Annotated in this window: 17 protein-coding genes; 7 read left to right on the top strand and 10 right to left on the bottom strand. The window is 67.0% G+C overall.

What is annotated here, in order from left to right; all coding sequences use genetic code 11:
* Window positions 1–825: 825 nt before the first annotated feature.
* Both EVS83_RS07105 and EVS83_RS07100 read right to left on the bottom strand, forming a co-directional pair.
* Window positions 826–2,172, bottom strand: coding sequence for a serine hydrolase domain-containing protein (locus EVS83_RS07105; RefSeq protein WP_133500344.1), 1,347 nt, complete (start codon window positions 2,170–2,172; stop codon window positions 826–828).
* A gap of 218 nt (window positions 2,173–2,390) precedes the next feature.
* Window positions 2,391–3,986: a GMC family oxidoreductase gene (locus tag EVS83_RS07100; protein WP_133500343.1), complete on the bottom strand. Its 1,596-nt coding sequence runs from the start codon at window positions 3,984–3,986 to the stop codon at window positions 2,391–2,393.
* Between the two features lie 94 nt (window positions 3,987–4,080).
* Here EVS83_RS07100 and EVS83_RS07095 point away from each other — a divergent pair, with 94 nt between their 5' ends.
* On the top strand, window positions 4,081–5,388 hold the full coding sequence (locus tag EVS83_RS07095; protein ID WP_133500342.1) for an NTP/NDP exchange transporter: 1,308 nt from the start codon (window positions 4,081–4,083) through the stop codon (window positions 5,386–5,388).
* Entirely contained in the window at window positions 5,385–6,239 is an 855-nt protein-coding gene (locus EVS83_RS07090) for a metallophosphoesterase (protein ID WP_133500341.1), read from the top strand. Before EVS83_RS07095 ends, EVS83_RS07090 begins: the two co-directional genes overlap by 4 nt.
* A gap of 3 nt (window positions 6,240–6,242) precedes the next feature.
* Here EVS83_RS07090 and EVS83_RS07085 read toward each other — a convergent pair whose 3' ends face one another.
* Both EVS83_RS07085 and EVS83_RS07080 read right to left on the bottom strand, forming a co-directional pair.
* Window positions 6,243–6,713 (bottom strand): hotdog fold domain-containing protein, encoded by a 471-nt coding sequence (locus tag EVS83_RS07085; protein WP_133500340.1) that lies wholly within the window; start codon window positions 6,711–6,713, stop codon window positions 6,243–6,245.
* A 63-nt stretch (window positions 6,714–6,776) separates the two neighbouring features.
* Window positions 6,777–9,251, bottom strand: coding sequence for an acyl-CoA dehydrogenase (locus tag EVS83_RS07080; protein ID WP_133500339.1), 2,475 nt, complete (start codon window positions 9,249–9,251; stop codon window positions 6,777–6,779).
* 208 nt (window positions 9,252–9,459) lie between these two features.
* Here EVS83_RS07080 and EVS83_RS07075 point away from each other — a divergent pair, with 208 nt between their 5' ends.
* From EVS83_RS07075 to EVS83_RS07065, 3 genes are read left to right on the top strand one after another with little or no spacing between them, the layout of a single operon-like run.
* Window positions 9,460–10,044 (top strand): TetR/AcrR family transcriptional regulator, encoded by a 585-nt coding sequence (locus tag EVS83_RS07075; protein ID WP_133500338.1) that lies wholly within the window; start codon window positions 9,460–9,462, stop codon window positions 10,042–10,044.
* 48 nt (window positions 10,045–10,092) lie between these two features.
* Window positions 10,093–11,892 (top strand): phosphoenolpyruvate carboxykinase (GTP), encoded by a 1,800-nt coding sequence (locus EVS83_RS07070; protein ID WP_133500337.1) that lies wholly within the window; start codon window positions 10,093–10,095, stop codon window positions 11,890–11,892.
* 45 nt (window positions 11,893–11,937) lie between these two features.
* Complete coding sequence (locus EVS83_RS07065; RefSeq protein ID WP_133500336.1) at window positions 11,938–13,485, top strand: tetratricopeptide repeat-containing sulfotransferase family protein; 1,548 nt, start codon at window positions 11,938–11,940, stop codon at window positions 13,483–13,485.
* Window positions 13,486–13,582: 97 nt separating this feature from the next.
* On the opposite strand, the gene EVS83_RS07060 is transcribed toward EVS83_RS07065, so the two are convergent.
* From EVS83_RS07060 to hslO, 3 genes are all read right to left on the bottom strand, one after another.
* Entirely contained in the window at window positions 13,583–16,498 is a 2,916-nt protein-coding gene (locus tag EVS83_RS07060) for a TonB-dependent receptor plug domain-containing protein (protein ID WP_133500335.1), read from the bottom strand.
* Between the two features lie 176 nt (window positions 16,499–16,674).
* Window positions 16,675–17,511 carry an XOO1806 family protein gene (locus tag EVS83_RS07055; protein ID WP_246022806.1) on the bottom strand — a complete coding sequence of 279 codons (837 nt, stop codon included), beginning with the start codon at window positions 17,509–17,511 and terminating at the stop codon, window positions 16,675–16,677.
* Between the two features lie 101 nt (window positions 17,512–17,612).
* Window positions 17,613–18,521, bottom strand: coding sequence for an Hsp33 family molecular chaperone HslO (hslO, locus tag EVS83_RS07050; protein ID WP_133500334.1), 909 nt, complete (start codon window positions 18,519–18,521; stop codon window positions 17,613–17,615).
* 80 nt (window positions 18,522–18,601) lie between these two features.
* On the opposite strand from hslO, the gene mtgA reads away from it, so the two are divergent.
* Window positions 18,602–19,321, top strand: coding sequence for a monofunctional biosynthetic peptidoglycan transglycosylase (mtgA, locus tag EVS83_RS07045; protein ID WP_246022810.1), 720 nt, complete (start codon window positions 18,602–18,604; stop codon window positions 19,319–19,321).
* 37 nt (window positions 19,322–19,358) lie between these two features.
* On the top strand, window positions 19,359–20,309 hold the full coding sequence (locus tag EVS83_RS07040; protein WP_133500333.1) for a glycosyltransferase family 2 protein: 951 nt from the start codon (window positions 19,359–19,361) through the stop codon (window positions 20,307–20,309).
* Here EVS83_RS07040 and EVS83_RS07035 read toward each other — a convergent pair.
* The 3 genes from EVS83_RS07035 to trhA all read right to left on the bottom strand — a co-directional run bounded on the left by EVS83_RS07035 (window position 20,306) and on the right by trhA (window position 23,478).
* Window positions 20,306–22,288: an AsmA family protein gene (locus EVS83_RS07035; RefSeq protein ID WP_133500332.1), complete on the bottom strand. Its 1,983-nt coding sequence runs from the start codon at window positions 22,286–22,288 to the stop codon at window positions 20,306–20,308. The two genes, EVS83_RS07040 and EVS83_RS07035, sit on opposite strands and share 4 nt — an antisense overlap.
* A gap of 7 nt (window positions 22,289–22,295) precedes the next feature.
* Complete coding sequence (locus EVS83_RS07030; RefSeq protein WP_133500331.1) at window positions 22,296–22,724, bottom strand: hypothetical protein; 429 nt, start codon at window positions 22,722–22,724, stop codon at window positions 22,296–22,298.
* A gap of 73 nt (window positions 22,725–22,797) precedes the next feature.
* The gene (gene trhA / locus EVS83_RS07025) at window positions 22,798–23,478 is read right to left on the bottom strand and encodes a PAQR family membrane homeostasis protein TrhA (protein ID WP_133500330.1); all 681 of its coding nucleotides are present in this window, start codon (window positions 23,476–23,478) and stop codon (window positions 22,798–22,800) included.
* Window positions 23,479–23,491 lie beyond the last annotated feature (13 nt).

Below are 23,491 nucleotides of genomic sequence, written 5' to 3'. Positions count from 1 at the left end.
GCCAAGAAGGGCGGCGCTCGCAAGGCGACCCGTCGTCGCGGCGCCGCGGCTCCGGCGGTGATGCCGTCGACCGTTGCACCGATGATCTAAGAAAAAAAGAAACACCCGATTACCGCGACAAACCGACTCTCTCCCGCAGCCCAGGCGGGGGAGAGTTTTTTTTGGGCGATCCTCAGCGCGTCCGGGCGTGCTCACCGCGACGAGCGCACGAAGCGGCCGGCTGCTCGTTACGCCTCGGCGTCACGATGCGTGATCGCTACGGTGCCGCTCCGCCAGAGTGTGGTGTGCGCGCACGTCCGGTCGCTGTGGGTGTTTGGTCGGCGCAAGGTATGCCGCAGCCGCGGCGGCAATGACGCGCCGGTGCCGGGCCGCCAACTCGCCGACTAAGGCGTCGTCGCGATGAGCGCCGGACTGCATCGGCCGTCGGATGCCTCGCACCGATCGTGCTTGCGGGTCGCATACCCGTCTACGTCGGAGCCCGTGCGCGTCGCACGCCGCGGCCAACTGACGCGACCGCCAACGCCGCTTTCGGCAGACGGCAGAGCGATGCGTGGGGACGGCCTGAGTGGTGCGCGCATTTCTGCGATGCGCTGTCCGGACAAGGCACGCAGGTAGTCGACAGCGCTAGAGCCGGATAGGTCGGTGCTGCCCGCACAGAAGCGTCAGCCCGGTCGCCGCGCGTTTCGATACGGGCGTCGGACCTATCGGCACGCGATGTCGATGCAGATGGTCGGCAGCCCCCGTGTCCCCGACCGACGCAACCCAAACGCCCAAACAAAAACGGCCGGCATTCGCCGACCGTCTTTGCTCACCCGTTTGGCCCGATCAGTGCGGAGCCGCAGTCGACTTCGCCGCGCTCGTACCCGGCTGGCCGTCTTCGTCGTTCTGCACGAACTGCGTCGGCTCATCGAAGTCTTCCTTCATCCAGCGGCTGCCCGGAATACCGAGCGCGCGATCGAGGATGGTGGGCACGAGTGCCGACGGCAGCGAGCTCTCGCTGTTCCAGAGCAGGGCCACGCCGAAGTCGCGGTCCGGCAGCATCGCCACCGCGCCGCGGTAGCCCTGCACGGCGCCGCCGTGGAAGACCAGCGTGTTGCCGGCGTAGTTGTACACGCGCCAGCCGATGCCATAGCCGGCCGACGTGAGGCGCTCGCGGCGCCACGCCGATGCGCGCATCTCGCCGGGCGTGTCGACGCGCGGCGTGTGCAGCGTCGCGAGCAGCGACGGCGGCAGTACGTCCGGGCGGTAACCCGTGTGCGCGATCAGCCACTGCGCCATGTCGGTCGCGCTGGCGTTGACGCCCGCGGCCGGCAGCACCTGGTAGTACGGCGTCTTCGGCATCACCGACACCCAGCCGCCGCGACCGCGCACGTGCGGATGCGCCCAGCGCGGGCTCGACTCCAGGCCTTCCATGCCGACGCTCGCGTCGTTCATGCCGAGCGGCTTGAAGATGCGGCGCTGCACTTCCTGACCATAGAACTGACCGGTCGCGGCGAACACCACGTCGCCGATCAGGCTGAAGGCGACGTTCTGGTAGCCGTAGCAGGTGCCCGGCGCGCACGCGAGCGGCACGTTCGCCAGGCGCTGCGTCAGCGTCGAATAGGGGACGTACGACTCGAGGTCGCGATCCAGCGAATTGCGCGGCAGGCCGACGCTCTGGCTCACCACGTTCGCGACGGTCACCATCTGCGTCGCGTTCGGATCGCTGAGCTGGAAGTTCGGCAGGTACTGCGTGACCTTGTTGTCCCAACGCAGCGAGCCGTCCTGCACGAGCATGCCGGTGAGCGTGCCCGCGAACGCTTTCGATAGCGACGCGAGACGGAACACGGTGTGCGCGTCGACCGGCTCGGCCGCCGACATGTCGGTGATGCCGTAACCGCGCACGCTGACGATCTGGCCCTTGTGCACGATCGCCATCGCGAGGCCCGGCACCTTCTGGTCGGCGACGAGCGACTGCGCGAGCGACTCGATCTGCGCGACGTTGAAGTCCGCCGCGATCGGCAGCGGGTTGTGCACGACCTGCGGCATCGCCGGCGCGGTCGGGACGGTGGGCGTCCAACGCGGCGGAGGCGTCTGCGCACCGGCGCCGCTGCCGAGGGCAACGGGCAGCAGGAACGCGAGCAGACCGACGTGGAGGCCACGGCGGCGGAGGCGAATAGCGGTCTGCATCATGGGCTCGGCTTCCACAAAACGTTCACTGGTCGATCATAGCGTCGTGATCAAGTGACGCCAGAGGAAAGACATTCAGATTCATGTTTTTCCTCGAAAACAGTGACGTAGCGCCAGCCGCTTCAAGGCGCGACGTTCATGCTCGAGGTCGAATGGACGACTGAATGCATATTCATTTCGCGAGACGTTCGCGACCCGTCAGCGGAATGTAAAAAGATCGTTTACGTCGCGAGCGGCGGTATGCCACGGATGAGGTCGGCCGCACGCTCCGCGATCATGATGGTCGGCGCGTTGGTATTGCCGCTGATGAGCTGCGGCATCACCGATGCGTCGACAACGCGAAGGCCTTCGACGCCCCGCACGCGCAGGTCGCTGTCGACCACCGCCTCGTCATCGTCGCCCATGCGACAGGTGCCTACGGGGTGATACACCGACTCCGCCTTCGCCCGGATGAAATCGGTGAGGCCGGCATCGTCGAGATCGTTTCGACGCGGGATGACCGGCGCGCCGCGATACGCATCGAACGCACGCTGCATCAGCAGTTCGCGCGAGAGCTTCGCGCACTCGACCATCATCCGAAGATCGAAGCCCTCGTCGTCCGAAAGGTAGTTCGCGTGGATGCGTGGCGGCTGCGATGCATCGCTCGACGCCAGCGTGATCGCACCGCGACTGCGCGGATGAAGGAAACAGGCATGGACGGTGTAACCGTCACCCGGCAGACGGTGACGGCCGTGGTCGTCGAGTTGCGCGGGCACGAAATGCAACTGGATGTCGGGGCGGGCATCGGGTGCGAGCGGCGAGCGGATGAACGCGCCGCCTTCCGCGATGTTCGACGTGCCGGCGCCGCGTCGACCGCGGAGGACGTAGTCGAACGCGATGCGGAGGTCGCTCGCGCGGTCGTAGGTGACCGGCACGCGGCTGCCGTGCAGCGTGCAGATGTCGAGGTGATCCTGCAGGTTCGCGCCGACGCCGGGTGCGTCGTGGCGAACGTCGATGCCATGCGCGCGCAACGCATCGGCGGCACCGATGCCCGACAGCATCAACAGCTGCGGTGAGTTGATCGCGCCGCCGCACAGCAGCACTTCGCGGGACGCTAGGACGCGATGCAACTTGCGACCGACCGCGTATTCGATGCCCGCCGCGCGTCGTCCATCGAACAGCACGCGCGTGGTCAGCGCACCGGTGCGGACCTCGAGATTCGGGCGATGCAGCGCCGGGCGCAGGTACGCGACCGCACTCGAACAGCGCGCGCCGTCCTTCTGCGTGACCTGATAGAGGCCGACGCCTGCCTGCGTTGCGCCGTTGAAATCATCGTTACGCGGCAGGCCGTGTTGCGCGCCTGCCTCGATGAAGGCCTGTGACAGCGGATTGACGTGGCGGAGGTCCGAGACGTGCAGTGGACCCGCGTCGCCATGCAGCGCGCTCGCGCCGCGCGTGTTGTGCTCGCTGCGCAGGAAGTAGGGCAGGACGTCGCGCCAAGACCAGCCGCTCGCGCCGTTCGCGGCCCAGTCGTGGTAATCGGCCGGGTTGCCGCGGATGTAGCACATCGCATTGATCGAGCTGGAGCCACCGAGCACGCGGCCGCGCGGCCACCAGAGGCGACGTCCGTTCAACGCCGGCTCGGGCTCGGTGCTGTAGTCCCAGTTGAGACGCCGCACGTTGACGAGTTTCGCGATGCCGGCCGGCATGTGGATGAAGGGATGACGGTCGCGCGGGCCGGCTTCGAGCAGAAGCACGCGCGCCGACGGATCCTCGCTGAGCCGGTTCGCGAGCACGCAGCCGGCCGAGCCGGCGCCGACGATGACGTAGTCGTACATGACCAATTCCCCGTGCGTAGACCCAGCATAGACGGCAGGGTGGCGGTGCGGCCGTGCGAACGGTACGGTGCGCATCCCCGACCGGAAGCCATCGATGAGCGCGGATCCCGAGCAGTCCCCGGCCGAGCAGGGACGCGTGCGACGCGGCGAATGGCCGGCGCTGCTGGTCTCGCTCGCGTACTTCTTCTGCGTGCTGACCGCGTACTACGTGATCCGCCCGGTGCGCGAGCAGCTGTCGGCGGCGGTCGGGTCCACGCAGTTGCCCTGGTTCTACCTCGCGACGTTCATCGCCACCCTCGCGCTCACGCCACTGTTCGCCGCGCTGGTCTCGCGCTGGCGCCGCCGCGTGATGGTGCCGTTGGTGTACGGCGTGTTCGTCGCCTGCCTGCTCGCCTTCATTCCGTTCTTCGCCCACCAGGACACGCTCGATGCCCGCACCCTCGGCATCGTGTTCTTCGTCTGGGTGAGCGTGTTTAACCTGTTCGTCGTGTCGGTGTTCTGGGTGTTCATGTCGGACATCTGGTCGCCGGTGCAGGCGCGTCGACTGTTCCCGTTGATCGGCTTCGCGGGCACGGCGGGCGCGCTCGCGGGGCCGGCGATCACGAAGTCGCTCGTCGGCGTGGTCGGCATCGCGCCGCTACTCGGCGTCTCGGCAACGTTGCTTGCCCTCGCGACGGCGTGCTCGGTCGTGCTCGGCCGCTGGGCGCGCGACGAGCGCCCGGAGACGCATGACGACGCACCGCTGGGCGGCGGCATGCTCGACGGCCTGAAGCAGGTGTTCGCGAGCCCCTTCATGCGCAACATGGCGTTGCTGCTCGTGCTTGCCGACGGCATCGGCACGATCAACTACGCACTCTTGGCCGACTACAGCGGCGCGACGTTCGCGACGAGCGAGTCGCGAACGGCGTTCGCGGCCACCGTCGACTTCGCATCGAACGTCCTCACGATGGTGTTCCAGGTCGGCGTGACGTGGTGGCTGATGCCGATGATCGGCGCCGGCCGCGTGCTGATCCTGTGGGCGAGCATCGCGACCGCCGCACTCGCACTGGTCGTGTTCGCACCGGATGCGTACGCGCCGATCGTGGGGACGATGCCCGCGGTCGCGCTCGCGGCGATCGTGACGCGAGCGCTGGGCTACGGCCTCGCCGAGCCGTCGCGCCATGCGCTGTTCACGCAGGTCGCGCGCAGCGAACGCTACAAGGGCCAGAACGCGGTCGATACGGCGGTGTGGCGGTTCGGTGACCTTCTGGTGGCGCTCACGATGAATGGCATGAAGACCCTCGGCGCGACGGTCGGCGGCGTCGCGTCGATCGGCATGGCCGCGGCGGCGATCGCGTCGGCGATCGGCTGGCGGCTCTCGAAGGTGCGTGACCTGCATTCGCCGGTGTCGCGCCGCACATGAGGCCGGGTTGGCGGCATTGGGCGCGACGCCTGTTCTTCGCGTGGGTGGCGCTCGCATTCGCCGCCGTCGCGTACGGCGTGTTCGTCGAACCGCGACGGCTGGTCGAGCGCGACTACACGATCGCGATTCCGCACTGGCCGGCCACGTGCGAAGGCCTGCGCATCGACCACATCAGCGACGTGCACACCGGCTCGCCGAACAACGGACTGGGCAACCTCGATCGCGTGGTGGATCGGCTCATCGCGAGCGATTCGGACGTCGTCATCATGACCGGCGACTACGTGATCCTCAGCGTGCTCGGCGGCAAGTACATTCCCGCGTCCGTCAGTGCGCCGCACCTTCGTGCACTCACCGCGCGCAAGCCGGTCTACGCGGTGCTCGGCAACCACGACTGGTGGAAGGGCGGCCCGGAAGTGCGACGCGAGCTGGAAGCCGCTGGCGTTGTCGTGCTCGAAGACGAATCGCGACGCACGACGATTCGCGGCTGCCCGCTGTGGATCGTGGGTGTCGGCGATCTGTGGACGGCGAAGCACGACGTGCGCAAGGCGTTTGCGGGCGTCAATGACGACGCGCCCGTGATCGCGATGACGCACAACCCGGCGATCCTTCCCGACCTTCCGCTGCGCGCCTCGCTCGTACTGGCGGGTCACACGCATGGTGGGCAGATATCGCTGCCGCTGGTGGGCCAGCCGGCGAAGTGGGGCAAGGCCGAGAACCGCTACATCCGCGGCTTCTACGCGGAAGGCGGGCGCGAACTGTTCGTGTCGCCCGGCATCGGCACCAGCATCCTGCCGATGCGCCTGGGCGTACCGCCGGAGATCTCGCGGCTGACGTTGCGCGCCACGCGCTGAGCGTCAGGCCTCACGCGTCGGTCGCGCCGACACCCACATCCCGATCACCGCGCGGACCACGACCTCGTTCTGCGGGTCGCGCACTTCGACAACCACCGGGATGTCGCCCGTCCGCCGGCTGTCGACGATGCCGCGGACGGTCGCCGTGGCGGTCATGCGCCCGGTCGCCTTGCGCAGGTATTCGACCTGCATGCCTTTCGGAATCCACCGCAGCGTCGGCGGCAGGCCGGCTTCGATGGCGAGTCCAGCCGCAAGCTCGGCGGCATTGCATAGGGCGATCGCGTGGACCGTGCCGATGTGATTCGCCACCGCGCGTCGATGGCGGAACGAGACGACGCAGCGGCCCGGATCGAGCGCGTCGATACGCGGCGCGATGCTGGCGAAGTAGGGCGCCTTGAAGCAGACGGCGCGCGAGAACATCCACGTGCCGAGCGGCCAGCGTGTCATGCGGCGGTGCAGGTCGAGCAGCTTCATGCGAACTCCCGATACGACGACGGCGGGTCGAGCCCGCCGTCGTGATTCAACATGCCGATGCCATCAGGCGGCGACGCGCTGGCCTTCCGGATTCACCACGGCGGCGTAACCCGACGAGCGCAGCTCGGAGGCCTCGAAGTCGTCGACGCTGATCGTGTCGATCGTCATCTCGCGCAGCTGTTCGAGCTGGCGACGCTCGTCCGCGGTGATCCAGCCGCGCTCGACGGCGAGCGTGAGCTGCGACGCGAAGTCGTGCGCTTCGACCTCGTGACCCTTGAGCGCCTTCTGGAACTTGCGCTCGATCGGCTCCGCGGCGACGACGGCCGGCAGGTAGCTGTCGATGCGACCGGCCGGGTTGTGCGGCCCCGGCGTCAGGAACGCGCCGCGACCGATGCGATCGCGCGCCTCGCCCGGCGTCATCAGGATCGACGCGACCTTGCGGCTCAGACGATCGCTCGGCGCCACCGCGCGGCGGCCGAACGGGAACACCAGCGCCCACAGCAGCCAACCCACCGGACGCACCGGGAAGTTGCGCAACGCGGCCGAGAGCGAGAGCTCGAGCTTGTGCATCGAGTTGTGGAATGCCCACGCGAGCATCGGACGATCCGCCGTCGGCGCGCCCTGGTCGTGATAGCGCTTCAGCATCGCGCTCGAGATGTAGAGCTGGCTCAGCACGTCGCCGAGGCGGCCCGAGAGCGACTCCTTGAACTTCAGCTTGCCGCCGAGCAGCAGCATCGAGGTGTCCGCCATCAGCGCGAGCACCGACGAGTAGCGATTGAGCTTGCGGAAGTAGCGCTTGGTGTAGTCGTCGCCGGGCGCCGCACCGATCGTCGCGCCGGTGATGCCGAACCACAGCGAACGCACCGCGTTGCTGATCGCGAAGCCGATGTGGCCGAACAGCGCCGAATCGAAGTCGCGCAGGCCCTGCGCGCGATCCGGGTTGTTCGCGGCCTTCATCTCCTGCAGCACCCACGGATGGCAGAGGATCGCGCCCTGGCCGAAGATCATCAGCGAGCGCGTCATGATATTCGCGCCTTCGACGGTGATGCCGATCGGCGACGCCTGCCACGCACGGCCGAGGTAGTTCTTCGGGCCGAGGATGATGCCCTTGCCGCCGTGGATATCCATGGCGTCCTTGACGAGCTCGCGGCCCATCTCCGTGCAGTGGTACTTCGCGATCGTCGACGGCACCGCCGGCAGCTCGCCGCGTGCGACCGCCGCAGCCGACGCCTCGGCCAGCGCAGTGATCGTGTACGCGTTGCCGCCGATGCGCGCGAGTGCTTCCTCGACGCCTTCGAAGCGGCCGACCGACAGGCCGAACTGCTTGCGGATGCGCGCATAGGCACCGGTCACGCGCGCACCGATGCGCGAACCGCCCGAGGCCGTCGAGGGCAGGGTGATCGACCGGCCGATCGACAGGCACTCGACCAGCATCTGCCAGCCCTTGCCCGCATACGCCTCGCCGCCGATGAGCTGGCTGAGCGGGATGAAGACGTCCTTGCCGCGGATCGGGCCGTTCTGGAACGGCGAGTTGAGCGGCATCGCGCGGCGACCAATTTCAACGCCCGCGGTATCGCGCGGCAGGAGCGCGAGGGTGATGCCGATGTCTTCCTTGTCGCCCAGCAGCTTGTCCGGGTCGTACATGCGGAAGGCGAGGCCGATCAGCGTCGCGACCGGCGCGAGCGTGATGTAGCGCTTGTCGAAGGTGAGCTTGACGCCGACGACGCGCGCGCCGTTCCAGTCGCCCATCGTCACGATGCCGTAGTCGGGGATCGACGTCGCATCGGAACCGGCCCACGGGCCAGTGAGGCCGAAGCACGGCACTTCGCGGCCGTCGGCGAGGCGCGGCAGGTAGTAGTCCTTCTGCTCCTGCGTGCCGTAGTGCATCAGCAGCTCGGCCGGCCCGAGCGAGTTCGGCACGCCGACGGTCGAGCTCACCACCGACGAGATCGACGCGAGCTTCTCGATCACCTTGTGGTTGCCGAGCGCGGTGAAGCCGAGGCCGCCGTATTCCTTCGGCACGATCATGCCGAAGAACTTGTTGCGCTTGATGTAGTCCCACAGCTCCGGCTGCAGGTCGGCGTGCACGTGCGTGATCGACCAGTCGTCGACCATGCGGCACAGCTCTTCCACCGGGCCGTCGAGGAAGGCCTGCTCGTCGTCGCGCAGCGTCGGCTTCGGCTGCGACATCAGCACGTTCCAGTCGGGCTTGCCGGAGAACAGCTGGCCTTCCCAGCCCACCGTGCCGGCTTCCAGGGCGACGCGCTCGGTCTCCGAGAGCGGCGGCAGGATCTTCTTGTAGAAGCCGAACAGCGGCTTGGTCACCAGCGCCTGGCGCAGCGGAGCGATCAGGAGCGGAATTGCGACGATCGCGAAGATCACCGTGGCGACGATGGTCGCCGTGCGGTTCGCGCTGAGCAGCCAGCAGGCGACGAGGCCCACGGCCGACATCGCGACCCACGGCGCGAGGCGCATGCGGTGGTAGGCGGCCACGCCGCCGAGGATCAGCAGGACGAGGAAAGGTGCGGCGATGCTCATGGAGCGCTCCAGCGGACGGGCGTCCGCGCGGGGTTTCGGGCGGGCGGTGGCGGTCGGGCGCCGGATTCAAACGGCAGCATGAAACGCCCGACATACGGGCGAGTATGGTAACGTTTCCCGACCGCTGTCAACGGACTTTTCGCGGCCGAAATGTCCGATTGTTGTCCGCATACTGTCCCGGCCGGACCCGTACGGATACACTGCCCACATGACGACCGAATCGCCGGCCAAGTCCGATCGCACGGGGCGCCTCAGCGCCGACGACTGGGCGCAGGCCGCCCTCGACCTCATTGCCGAACAGGGCGTGGCCGCGGTGGCGGTCGAACCGCTCGCGCGCCGCCTCGGCGTCACCAAGGGCAGCTTCTATTGGCACTTCCCGTCGCGCGAGTCGCTGCTCGTCGCCGCGCTGGAGCGCTGGGAAAAGACCGAGCAGGAGGCGATCTTCGGCCAGCTCGAGCAGATCGCCGACCCCCGTCAGCGCCTTCGCCAGCTGTTCGACGTCGTGGCGCACGAGGTCACCTCGCACATCATCTATTCGGCGCTGCTCAAGGCGCTGGACCACCCGATCGTCGCGCCCGTCATCGGCCGCGTCTCGCAGCGCCGCCTCGAATGGCTGGCCGCCTCCTTTCGCCAGGCCGGACTCGACCCGCACGCCGCGCTCAACCGCGCGCGCCTCGCATACGCCGCCTACGTGGGCTTCCTGCAGCTCAACCTCCAGCTCAACCAGACGCGCCTGCCGCGCGACGAGTTCGAGGCGTTCGTCGAGCACATGATGGCCACGCTGATCCCGTAGAGGATCGCCGCACCCGCTTTCCCATTCGCAATTGAAGGAGGTTCCCGTATGAACGCCCTCGTCCAGGACGTCGACAAACGCACCCCCGAGGTGCAGGGCCGCGGAACCACGCTGGACAGCCTGCGTCGCTGGGTCGACGACGTCGCCGCGCTGACGCGTCCCGACGCGATCCACTGGTGCGACGGCAGCGATGCCGAGAACGCCGCGCTCGTCGCGAAGATGGAGAAGGACGGCACGCTGATCCGCCTCAACGAGCAGACGAACCCGGGCAGCTGGCTGCACCGCTCGCATCCGGACGACGTCGCGCGTGTCGAGCACCTCACCTTCGTCTGCACGTCCAACCAGGACGACGCCGGCCCGAACAACCACTGGATGGCGCCGGCCGACGGCCACGCCCAGATGGACGCGCTGTTCGACGGCTGCATGGAAGGCCGCACGTTGTACGTCATCCCGTACTGCATGGGTCCGATCGATTCGCCGATCTCGCGCTGCGGCGTCGAGATCACCGACAGCCCGTACGTCGTCGCCAACATGCGCATCATGACGCGCATGGGCGAGGCCGCCCTCAAGCGCATCGAGCGCGAAGGCACGTTCGTGCGCGGCCTGCATTCGACCGGCGAACTCGACCCGAACCGCCGCTTCATCATGCATTTCCCGGAAGAGCTGACGATTAAGTCTTACGGCTCCGGCTACGGCGGCAACGCGCTGCTCGGCAAGAAGTGCCACGCGCTGCGCATCGCCTCGCACCAGGCGCGCCAGGAAGGCTGGCTCGCCGAGCACATGCTGATCCTCGGCATCGAGAACCCGAAGGGCGAGACGCACTACGTCGCCGCGGCGTTCCCGTCGGCCTGCGGCAAGACCAACCTCGCGATGCTGATTCCGCCGGAAGGGTATCGCCAGGACGGCTGGAAGGTCTGGACGATCGGCGACGACATCTGCTGGATGCGCCCCGGTCCCGATGGCCGCCTCTACGCGATCAATCCGGAAGCGGGCTTCTTCGGCGTCGCGCCGGGTACGTCGGAGAAGTCGAACCCGAACGCGCTCGCGACGATCCGCAGGAACACGATCTTTACCAACGTCGGCCTGACCGCCGATGGCCAGCCGTGGTGGGAAGGCCTCGACGAAGGCGCGCCCGCCTTTGACTGGCGCGGAAATGACTACGATTTCAACAAGGGTCCGGCCGCGCATCCCAATGCGCGCTTCACCGTGTCGGCCAAGCAGTGCCCGAGCTACAGCGAGCACGCGGAAGATCCGACCGGCGTGCCGATCAGCGCGATCGTGTTCGGCGGCCGTCGCGCCTCGCTCGTCCCGCTGGTGTTCGAAGCGCGCGACTGGACGCACGGCGTGCTCGTCGGTGCCGCGATGGGCTCGGAGACCACGGCCGCGGCGACGGGCGCCGTCGGCGTCATGCGTCGCGACCCGATGGCGATGAAGCCCTTCTGCGGTTACAACTTCGCCGACTACTTCGCGCACTGGCTGTCGTTCGACAACGGCCAGAACAGGCTGCCGAAAGTCTTCCACGTCAACTGGTTCCGCAAGGGCGACGACGGCAAGTTCCTGTGGCCGGGCTTCGGCGACAACCTCCGCGTGCTCGAGTGGATGATCAAGCGCGTCGAAGGGCAGGCCGATGCGACCGAGACGCCAATCGGCGCGCTGCCGCGGGAGCAGGACCTCAACCTCGACGGCGTGCAGCTCTCCGACGAGGCCCGCGCCAAGCTGTTCGGCTTCGACCGCGACGGCTGGACGGCGGAGTTCGCGAGCATCGGCGACTACCTGCGCGAATACGGCCCGCGCATGCCGCAGGCATTGCATGAGGAGCAGCAGCGGATCGCCGCACAGCTTGGGTGACGGTCGACCGGTGACGTCGTCGCGCGCCACGCGTACCGTGGCGCGATGACCCAGGACGTCTATGCACGAGCGGTCCAGCTGATCGCCAGCGATCGCTGGGCCGAAGCCGCGCGCGAACTCGCGCCATCGCTTGCGGCCACACCTTCGACGCCGCTGCTCGCGTTGGCCGCGGAAGTATCGTTGCGCTTCGGCGCCTATGCGGAAGCTTGCGATCTGGCGAGGCAGTCAGCGCAGCACATGACCGCGCCGCTGGATCCGATCGTAGCCGCCCGTATCGCCCGGCTGTATCGCCGTCTCGAGCTGTCCCCTGAGCTGGGCCACTTGTTCGATACCCAGGCACCAGTCCGCTGGCCACCTTCGCTGGCCGCGGAAATGGCGATCCTCGCCAGTTCCGCGTCGCTGTTCGACCATGCGGCGCGCATCGCCCGCGAGCCGATGCACGACGCACCGCAGAACGCGGATGCGCACTACGTCGCTGGGCTGCTCGCGATGTTCGACGGCGACCGCGATCGCTCGCTCGACCATCTGCGGCAAGCGCTCACGATCGAACCGCGCATGGGCAACGCGCATTGGCTGGTCGCGATGCAGGACGATGTCGACGGCGCGTCCGCACACGTCGATGCAATGCGTGGAGCGCTCCCGGGCGTTGCTCCCGTCTCCGAGAACGCCGCCTATCTGCACTTCTCGTTGCACCGGCGCCTGCATGACCTCGGCCTTTATCGCGAGGCGTGGGCCGCATTGGAGGCGGGCTGGCGCGTCGTGCGTCAAATCGATCCCTACGACCCGGACACTGACGAGCGGCTTTTCGCCGCACTACGCGACGTGCCGATGCCGGCAAAGGTGCCCAGCGGCACCGATGGCGAGCCCCGGCTGATCTTCATCGTCGGAATGTTCCGTTCGGGCACCACGCTCATCGAGCGCGTGCTCACGACTCATCCGGACGTCGTCGACGGCGGGGAGACGTATCAGTTCACGGCTGCATTCCGTGAGGCGGCGGACAGCGATGGTCGCGGACCGGTCGATCTCGAACTCGTGCGTCGAGCGCATGCGGTCGATTTCGATCAGGTGCGAGTGCGCTTCATGAACTATGCGCGCTGGCGCGCAGCGGGCCGCCCGGTGCTGACAGAGAAGTTGCCGGCGAACTTCCTCAACGTCCCCTTCATTCTCCGGGCGCTTCCGAGCGCGACGATCGTCCATCTGCGGCGCGATCCGATCGATACCTGCTTCTCGAATCTGCGGACGTATTTCCGTGGCGCGGCACCGTATTCGAATTCGCCCGTCGACATGGCGCGTTACTACTGCGCCTACGATGCCTTGATGGCGCATTGGTCTGAGCAGGCGCCAGGACGCATCGTCGAGGTCGAGTACTCCGCGTTCGTCGCGAATCCGGACGTGGAATCAGCGCGATTGCTGGAAGCATGCGGACTCGCAGTGCCGGCGTCGCCGCACAAGACACTATCCATGCCGCGTTCTACGACCGCCAGCGCGGCGGATGTCGGGAAAGGCATTCTTCGCAACCGGGGCGGCGCGTGGCGGCCCTACGAGCATGAGCTTGTCGAGATGCGGAACCTGCTCGACGACCGCTGCAGCTGAGACGCACGTCGGGCTACCAGCAGCAAGAAGGGTGGCGCACAAAAAAACCACGGCCCCTTTCGGGGCCGTGGCTGTCTTGCATCGATGAAGCGTTCGATCAGAAGCGCTGCTGGTACTTGAGGTACCAAACGCGACCGATGTCGAAGCCACCGTAGTACGGGAAGTCGCTGTTCGGCGTGGTGAACATGATCGGACCGAGATGGTTCGTGATGTTGTTCGCACCGATGGCGGCCGTCGCATTCCACGGCAGCTTCACCGAGGCCTGCAGGTCGTGGAACGTGTTCGAACCCACGCGGTTCAGCGGATCGGCGTTGCCGAACTGGTCCTTGTGGTTGAAGTCGTTACACCAACGCGTCGGCAGACCAGCGGCGTTGACCGAACACGCTTCCTTCATGCCCGAGTAGTAACGAGCCATGTAGGACACCGCGAAGTCACCCTTCTCCCACGTCAGGCCCAGGTTAGAGCGCAGACGGAAGTAGCCCGGGTAACCGACCGAACCCTGCCACTGCGTGTCCGGGTTGTTGTCGGCCAGCGTGTCGTACTTGCTGACGTACGAGCTCTGCCAGTTGACGTTGAACTTGCCGAACGACGTTTCCGGCACGCGGTACATCACGCCGAAGTCGTAGCCTTCCGTGCGGATCGCACCGAGGTTCGTCAGACCGAAGAACATGTCCGTGATGACATGGGTCGTCGGATTACGAACGACGCCGGCGCAGCGCGACGAGATGTTGTTGACATAGCAGTCCGTGAGGATCGCATCGACGGAGTCGGAGACGATCGTGTCCTCGATCTTGACGTTGTACCAGTCAAGCGAGAAGTCCAGACCCTGCACCCACTTCGGGCTCCACACCACGCCCGCCGTCTTCGACGTCGCAGTTTCCGGCTTGAGGTTCGGGTTCGAACCGCTCAGGAACTGGAAGTTCGTCTGGCAGGGGGTCGTGGTGCACGGCTGATTCGCCTGGCCGAGCTGCACGTACGTCGCCGGCACGCCGGCCGCCGTACAGGCCGTACCGCCCGCGCCCGGCTGACCCGCGGCGCACGGGTCGGTGTACGACTCGAAGCTACCGCCGATACCGCCGTACAGGTCGCTGATCGTCGGTGCACGGAAGCCCTGTGCATACGTCGCGCGGAACAGCAGGCCGTCCATCGGACGCCAGCGCATCGAGAACTTGCTGTTCAGCGTGTTGCCGAAGTTCGAGTAGTCGGAGTAGCGGCTCGCGACGTTGAAGGTCAGTTCCTTCGCGAACGCGACGTCAGCCAGGACCGGCACTTCGAACTCGACGTAGGCTTCGTTGAGGCTGTACGCGCCAGCCGTCGTCGTCGCCGGCAGGCCCGTGCTCTGGCCAGCCTGCGCGAACGCGTCCGGAACGAAACGACCGTCTTCCTCGCGGTGCTCGACACCGAACGCGACGCCCACGTCACCCGCGGGCAGCGTGAAGAGGCTGCCACCCATGTTGGCGCTGTAAATCGTGGTCGTGGTCAGACCCGCGTCGTGGTACTCGGGGAACAGGTAAGCCTGCAGCTCCGGGTTACCCAGCGAACCCTGGCCCGCCTGGCCGTAAGGCAGGAACGGGTTGAACGGAATGCACTGGCCGCTGCCGAAGTTGCTGCCGTACGGACTCGGGTTGGCAGCGGTGCCGCACTCGACGCGACCGGTGGCGGCGTTGAAGAACGACGGGCCCATCGCCTTCGCGGTGGCGAGCGTGTTCGCATCACCGGTGGCGTACTTGTTGACGGTATTGCGGTTCGACAGGTAGCCGATGTCCCAATCCCACGTCTTGTCGCCGAAGTTCAGCACGCCCTCGAGGCCGAGGCTGACGCGCAGCGTGTCGAGCTCACTACGCGTGCGACGCGGCACTTCCCACAGGCGGCGGTAGAAGTAGGCATCACCAGCTGCGGGGCGCGGATTGAAATAGCTCTGCGACGAGACCAGACCGAAGCCGTAGTTGAACGGATAGCCGGCGATCTGCTGCTGCGTGCTGCGGTTGGTGTAACCGATGTCCGCCGTGGCCTTGACGTTGTCGGTGATGTTCAGCGTGCTGCTGACGAACACCGAACGGCGCTCGATGCCGGTCTGCAGCATCATTTCCAGATTGGCATTCGCGCGCTCGGCCGGCGTCAGGCTGTGGTAGTTCGCCGGGTTACGCGGATCCTGGCCCGCGTTGACAGTGCAGAGGCCGCTGGCGCAGCTCGGCGCCGTGAACACGCCGCCCGGGGACACGTTGCCCAGCCACACGCCGTTCTGGCTGATCGCGCTCCAACCCGAGAACGGGAAGTCCTTGCCCGAATTGCCGTACTTGCTGAACTCACGATCCTTCGCGAAGACCGGATCTTCCTTCGTGTATTCGGCGCTCAGCGTGACGCTCGCGCGGTCGCCCGTAGCGCCCAGCGTGACGTCGTACGACTGCTTGAAGCCGTCGCCCTGGTCGAAGCTACCGAGGTAGACGTTCGCTTCCGCTCCGTCGAAGTTGCGACGGGTGATGACGTTGACAACGCCCGCGATGGCGTCCGAACCGTAGATCGCCGACGCGCCGTCCTTCAGCACTTCGATGCGCTGGATGGCCGACACCGGGATCTGGCTCAGATCCTGAAGGCCCGAGGTGGTAATGCCAAGACGCTTGCCGTTGACGAGAACGAGCGTGCGCGCCGCACCGAGATTGCGCAGGTCGATGTAGTAGCCGCCGACGTTCTCGCCGGAGGCGAGCGCATCAGCGCGCGAGATCGCCGGCGAACCTGCAGACGTGAGGTTCTGCAGGATGTCGGCAACCGAGGTGAAGCCCTGCGCCTGGATCTGATCGCGGCTCAGCGTGATGATCGGCTGCGCCGTCTCGACGTCCGCGCGCGGAATGCGCGAACCCGTGACTTCGATGCGATCGAGCTGCTGGGCTTCGCCGCTCTGCGGCGCAGGAGTAGCGGTGGTGTTCTGCGCGAAGGCCGAGCCGGCCGCCGCGACAGAGGTCATTGCGATCGCGATCGAAATCGCGTCGCGGAGCCTCGTGGTCTTAAAGGTCATTCTCTCTCTCCAAGTGAGTCTTGGTAATTCCCATGGGAACCTCCAGGCGAGCCCAATGCAGCGCGCAAACCCGGGAGGTCGGGCCGATAGTAGCGAGGCCTTTCAGGAAATTAAAGTGTCGTTAACAAAAAAGGCCGCCCGGTCTGGGCGGCCTTCTGGGACGGGCTTCTCGGCCGTCAGAGATCCTGCTGGTACCGGACGTACGGGACCGCGCCCTCTTCCTGATCCCCATTACCCGGCGCAAACGGATTGCGACCGCGGGTCACGACGTTCTCGGCGCCGACGCTGAGCTGGCCGCTCCACGGCGTGCGCCAGCTCAGGCCCAGGTCCAGACCTTCCCAGCGACCCGGCTGCATCGGGGAGTCGACGACGCGACCAATGACGTTCGCGCCGAAGCGGCCCACACTCGTGCCGACGCTCAGCGTCTTGATGTCCCAGCGATCAGCGAGCTCAGGCACGGCGTCCGGCGACACCAGGCGCGCGCGGGCGAGGGTGCCTGCGATCGACACCGTGGCCTCGCGGCCGATGTTCTTTTCGCCGATCAGTGTCAACGTGTTCTGGTTGACGCGCGAATTCGCATGGCCGGAGGTCAGCCACGACGGAAGCGTGTCGTGCGTGTTGTTCAGCCCGACACCCACGCGGACATTCTTGCGCGACAGCGTCGCACCGGCGCTGGCCTGCTTGGCGTTGTGCGAGTTGCCGACCGATGCGACGAGGCAGTTGTCGACGAGCGAACCGATCGCGCTACCGAGCCCGGACTTGTGGTCGCAGAGCAGGCCGAGCGTGTCGCCTGTACCGACCCCGAGCGCGCTGTCGAGGCGGGTGTTGCCGAACTGCCACGTGGCGGTCGACACCGGCTCGAGCAGGAGAACCGCCTCCACCTTGCCGCTGTTCTGGTTCCACACCGGCAGCGCCTGCGGACGCGGCTTCGCCACCTGCGCGGACGCAATGCCCGTCGCGACCAGAAGGCCGGCGGCGAGGATGCGGCGGAAGGGGCGGGCTCGGGACGTCACGGGGATTGCGACCGATACGAATCCGGAAAGTTCCGGGCGTGTGAAGGGACAGTTCGACTATAGGTGATTTATCAATCTTTAACAATCCGCTCGTCGTCTCGTCACTGCGGCCGGTCAGGGGCCTCGAGCTCGCGACCGGCCGTTTCAAACAGGGCGTCGATCTCAGCGGGCGTGAAGACGTAGGCCTGACCGCAGAACTCGCAGCGGACCCGGGCCTCGCCGCTTTCCGCCGCGAGACGGGCCTCGTCCTCGCCGATCGCCACCAGCATCGACTCGACGCGAGCCCGCGAGCAGGAACAGCCGAAGGCCAACGTCTTGTCCGCCAGCAAGTCGACGCCGTCCTCATGGAACAGCCGGTGGAGCAGGGAGGCGCCATCGGTCGCGAGCAGCTCGCTTTCGGGCAGCGTGTCGAACAGCGCGCCGACGCGGTTCCAGCCGTCGGCGTCGCCTTCGTCGCCCGGGAGCTTCTGGACCATCAGGCCCGCCGCGGTCTGGCCGTCGGCCGCCAGCAACAGACGCGTCGGGAGCTGCTCGGACTGGCGGAAATAGTCCTCGAACGCGGCATCGAGGCGGTGCGCTTCCAGCGGAACGAGGCCCTGATAGCGCACGGGCTCGCCGTCCGGACCGTGGTTCTCGATCGTGATCGCCAGGATGCCGCCATGCCCGAGGTCACGGAGGTCGGACGACACCTCGGTCGTCGATTCGTCCGCGAGCTGCACGATGCCACGCAGCGTGCCCGCGGCCGTGCATTCGGCGAAGAGCGTGCGGATCGCCCCATCGCTGCGCATCTGCACGGACAGGCGTCCATCGACCTTGGCATGACCCGTAAAGAGCGCCGATGCCGCGCAGGCCTGGCCGAGCATGGTCATCGCGGCGGCGGGGTACTGCTCGCGCTCGCGGATCTGGCGCCACGTGTCGTCAAGGCGCACGTGGACGCCGCGCACGCCGGCGCGATTAATAAGGAAGCGGAGCAGGTGATCGCGTCCGGCGTCGGAATTGGGATCGGTCATAGGGATCGTCGAAGCGGCGCTTGGCCGATAATGCCCATCGGGGCTGCAAGGCGATGCGACGACATGGGGGCACGGTGGCGATGACTCAAGGCAAGGGCACGCGTCGGCGACGCTGGCTTCGTCGACTGCTGTGGTTGCCCGTCGTCCTCGTGGCGTTCACCGTGCTGCAGGTCGCGACGATGCGCTTCGTCGACCCGTGGTTCTCGAGCTTCATGATGATCCGCCAGTTCGAGGCCTGGGGCGAAGGCGATTTCCATTATTCGACCGCGTACGACTGGCGCGATCTCGATCGCATTTCGCCGACGCTGCCCGTGGCGCTCGTGGCCGCGGAAGACCAGCGCTTCGCGGACCACTTCGGTTTCGACTTCCAGGCGATGGAGAAGGCCGAGCGCAACAACGCGCGCGGGCGCAGGATGCGCGGCGGCAGCACCATCAGCCAGCAACTCGCGAAGAACCTGTTCCTCTGGGGCGGGCGCAGCTATGTGCGCAAGGGCATCGAAGCGTGGTACACGCTGCTGATCGAAGCCATGTGGCCGAAGCAGCGCATCATCGAGGTGTACGCGAACGTCGTGGAGTTCGGCGATGGCGTGTACGGCGCGCAGGCGGCGTCGCGTCGCTTCTTCGGGAAGGATGCGTCGCGTCTGACGCCGGCGGAGGCCTCGCGCCTCGCCGCCGTGCTGCCCGCACCCAAGCGCTACAGCGTCGCGCGGCCGGGGCCGTACGTCGCGCGCCGCGCCCGCGCCATCCAGCACCAGATGGCGATGATCGGCGGAAGCAACTATCTCGACCGGCTCGACTGACCGCGGCATCGCCCGCGATGACGATTAGGATGCGCGCATGCACACCGACCGCCTGACCGTCGTCGTCGCCGCCTACAACGAGGCTGACAGCCTGCCGCTGCTGCATCCGCGGATCGTCGCCGCGCTCGACGAAATTCCGGATCTCGATGGCCGCGTGCTCTACATCGATGACGGCAGCAGCGATGCGACGTGGCGCGTGCTGGCCGACATCGCGTCGCATGATCCGCGGGTGTCGCTGCTTCGCCTGTCGCGCAACTTCGGGAAGGAAGCCGCGCTGACGGCCGGCCTCGACACGGTGGACGAAGGTGGCGCCTTGATCCTCGATGCCGACGGCCAGGATCCACCGGAACTCATTCCCGCTTTCGTCGCGAAATGGCGCGAAGGCTTCGACGACGTGCACGGCACGCGCACGGTGCGGGCAGGCGAGGGCATCGCTAAGCGCGCGACGGCGCATCTGTTCTACCGCGTCATCGGACGGCTTTCGCGAACGCCGATTCCTGCCGACACGGGCGACTTTCGCCTGCTGTCGCAACGTTCGCTCGCGGCACTCCGACAGCTGCGCGAGCGGCATCGCTTCATGAAGGGGCTGTTCGGCTGGGTGGGATATCGCAGCGTCTCGATTCCGTACGAGCGCGATGCGCGCATCGCCGGCGGCAGCAAGTTCAACTTCTGGCGCCTGTGGAATTTCGCGATCGAAGGCATTACGAGCTTCTCGACCGCGCCCCTGCGTCTGGCGACCTACCTCGGTCTCGCGACCGCGGTGGTCGCCTTCGTCTATGGCGTGTGGATCATCTTCAAGGCGCTGATGTGGGGCGATCGCGTCGCCGGCTGGCCGACGATGATGGCCGTCATCCTATTCCTCGGCGGCGTGCAGCTGATCGCGCTCGGATTGATCGGCGAATATCTTGGGCGTCTCTACGACGAGTCGAAGCGGCGCCCGCTGTATCTCGTGGATGAATTCCGCCCGGCCGACGCCGACGGCGGTTAACGCGCGTACTGTCCGCCGCAGTTCGCGTCCTTGCCGCCGCCGAGTTCCAGCGTGGCGAGGAGCGCTGCGGGCGGCGCGATGTGGCCAAGTGCGATCGCCAGCGCGGCACGCAGGCCGACGCGCTTCAGATCAGGACGGAAGTGGGGCTGCTTAAACGTGCCGTCGATGTAGAGCGGTGCGCGGAACGAGAACAGGCTGCGATCCTTCGGGCGTGGGCGCAATTTCAGGTTGAGCGTTTCGTCGCGCAGGCTGATCGTGCCTTCGCCGATGATGACCGTGTCGGTCGTGTCGAACGCGAGCGACTTGGCGCTCATCACGCCCTTGTTAACGCCGAAATCGCCGAACGCGCAGCGCACGGGGATCTGCTTGTCGCCGGTGAGCATGAACTTCAGTGATTCCTGCACGTCGAGTCCGGCGAGTTCCATCACCAGATTGCTGATGCGGCCCGCACCCATGCCGACGGCCGCGCTGCCGTCCGATGAGCCCAGAATCGCCGCGATCGAATTGCCCGTGCCAGCGAGCGTCGCATGGCCGCCGACGTTACCGACGGCTTCCTTCGCCAGCTCGGCACGCGGCATCAGCTGACCGAGGTTGAGCCCGCGCGCGCTGACGTCGCCACGCGTACGGATCGGCGACTCGCGCGCGTCCATGCGGATGTTGGAGCGGATGTCGCCGCCGGCCACGCCGAAGTTCAACGGTTCGAGGCGAAGCAGGCCGCCATCGAGCTTGAGATGCGCATTCATGTCGTCGAGCGGAAGCGACGGCGCGTTGATGCGTGTCGCCTTCAGCGTGACGTCGGCGTCCATCGCGCGCAGCTTGTCGAGGTTGTAGGGCTCATCGGGCAACAGGCGCGAACGACCGGCATTGCGCGATGCCTTCGCGGCAAGCTCGGGATTCGTGCTCTCGCCGCCGCCGCTCTGCGGCGCGCCACCGATGAAGCCGGCAAGGTCGTCGAAGTCGAGGCGACGCGAGACGAAACGACCTTTCAGGAATGGACGCTTGCCGCCGGTGACGAAGGTCGCGTCGCCCGAGAGGTCGCTGTCGCCGACGCGGCCCTTGAAGTTGCCGTAATGCCACGACGTTCGCTTGCCATCGAGGTCGCGGGTGAGGCGACCATCTAGCGAGTAGGGCGGGGTCGGCGGCAGGGCGATGCCGAGCAGCGGGTAGAGGTCGTCGAGGTTCTGGCCCTGCAGTGCAAGCTGCAGGTTGAAGTCCGCGAACCGCAGCGGATCGAGCAGCGTGCCGCGCGCATGCGCATGCGTGCGTCCGGCGGATGCGCGCACGTCCACGTGGTAGGGCGACTCGCGATTCGCGAGTTCCAGCGGTGATTCCGCGCGGCCGGTCAGGGTGAACGGATTGCCCTGCCAGTGACCCGTGCCCTTCGCAGTGAACGGCGGTGGACGACCGCCTTTGGGTGCTTCGCTCTGCACGGCGACGCTGATGTCGGTCTTCTTCGGCACGTCGAGGAACTCGAAGTGACCGCTGTTGACCCACAAGCTGCGGAACTGCACGTCGGTCTTGCTGGTGCTCTTCTTGTCGAAGACCCAGTTGCCGCCGTGCACGCCGGTTTCGAGATTGACGACGGGCTTCTCGAGCCAGATCGCCCGAATGCGAACGTGGCGCTTGAAGAGCGGTTTGATCTCGACGCGCGCGGTGACCTTGTCGGTCTGCGCCATCAGAGGGCGCCTGGCCCAGGTCGCGTTCGAGAACGTCACACGCTCGGCGCTGATCGTCGGCACCCAGCCGAGCTTGACGTCGAGATTGCCGTTGATATGTAGCTCGCGACCGGTCTTCACGTGCACGATCTTCTCGATCGGGCGACGGAACCAGTTCCAGTCCCAGAAGATGATCAGCAGGATGATCGCGATGGCGAGCAGCGCGAGCAGCGTGCGGAAGGGGTGACGCAGGATTGCGCCGAGGGGCGATCCGCCGTGCTTGGGCGGTGGCGTGTCGGCCGGTGTGGACGCGGTCGTCGCCATCTCGCCGTCAGCCGCCGCTGCAGCGGGACGCGCCGCCTTCGTCCTGGGCCAGTTCGCCCTGGCCGTCCTTCATGCGGAACGACAGCGCTTCACCCTGGAAGTGGAATGCGTCATCGGGATCGCGCGCGATCTGCACGGTGCGGCCGTCCTTGAGCGTGACGACCGCGACCAGATCGGCGATGTCGACCTTGCTGCCGTTGTCGCACGTGAAGGACGCCGGTGCACGCGGGTTCGGCGCCTCGGCGATATCGGACGGCTTCACCGCGGCGCCCTGCGCCTTGTAGGCCTCCTGCGCGCTCACGCCGGTCGGATGCTCGGCAGCTTCCGGCTCGTCCGCGGGCATGCGCGGTTCGCCATCGCGCTTCTCCTGCGAGCACGCCGCGAGTGCGAGCCCGAGCGCGAGGACAGCGAAAGTGCGGTGCGACGGATTCGCCATGGGTGCGTCCAACAGAGGTGGGCGCACATTCTCCGGCCGGCAGTCGACGACCGGTGAATCCGTTGCAGGCGGTTCAGATCACCTGTCGCATCACCGCGACGTAATGGCAGACGCTGCCGGCGACGCAGAACAGATGCCACACCGCGTGCGCATAGCGCGAATCGCGCAGGTAGAACGCGGTGCCGAGCGTGTAGGCAACGCCGCCGGCGAGCAGCCATCCGAGCGTCGTCGCATCCACCGCCTGCACCAGCGGACGGATCGCGATGATCGCGAGCCAACCCATCGCGACGTAGAGCGCGGTGGACGTGCGCTTGAAGCGTCCGGTGAAGAACAGCTTGAAGACGATGCCGGCAATCGCGAGCGTCCAGATCGCAGCGAACAGACTCCACCCCCAGCGGCCGCGCAGGTCGATGAGCGTGAACGGCGTGTACGTGCCGGCGATCAGCAGGTAGATCGCGCAGTGGTCCAAGACCTTGAGCCGCGCCTTGGCGACCGGATTGCGGATCGCGTGATAGAGCGTCGACGCAAGGTAGAGCAGCAGCAGGCAGACGCCGAACACGATCGCGCTGGCGAGTTGCCAACCGTCGCCCCAGACCGCGGCGAGCGTGATGAGCACGGAACCGGCCGCGAGCGCCGCAATGGCCCCGAGGCCGTGCGTCAGCGCGTTGGCGAGTTCGTGCGTCGCGGTGCGGCGGCCGCCGGTGAGGGGCGGTGCAGCGGCCGTGCGGGGGTCAAGGCCGGTGGAAGCGTCCATGCCCGCATCCTAC

Origin of the sequence: Cognatilysobacter terrigena, from assembly GCF_004361065.1 — a bacterium.
In the GTDB taxonomy this organism is placed as follows: domain Bacteria; phylum Pseudomonadota; class Gammaproteobacteria; order Xanthomonadales; family Xanthomonadaceae; genus Cognatilysobacter; species Cognatilysobacter terrigena.
This window is presented reverse-complemented; position numbering and strand designations above follow the sequence as displayed.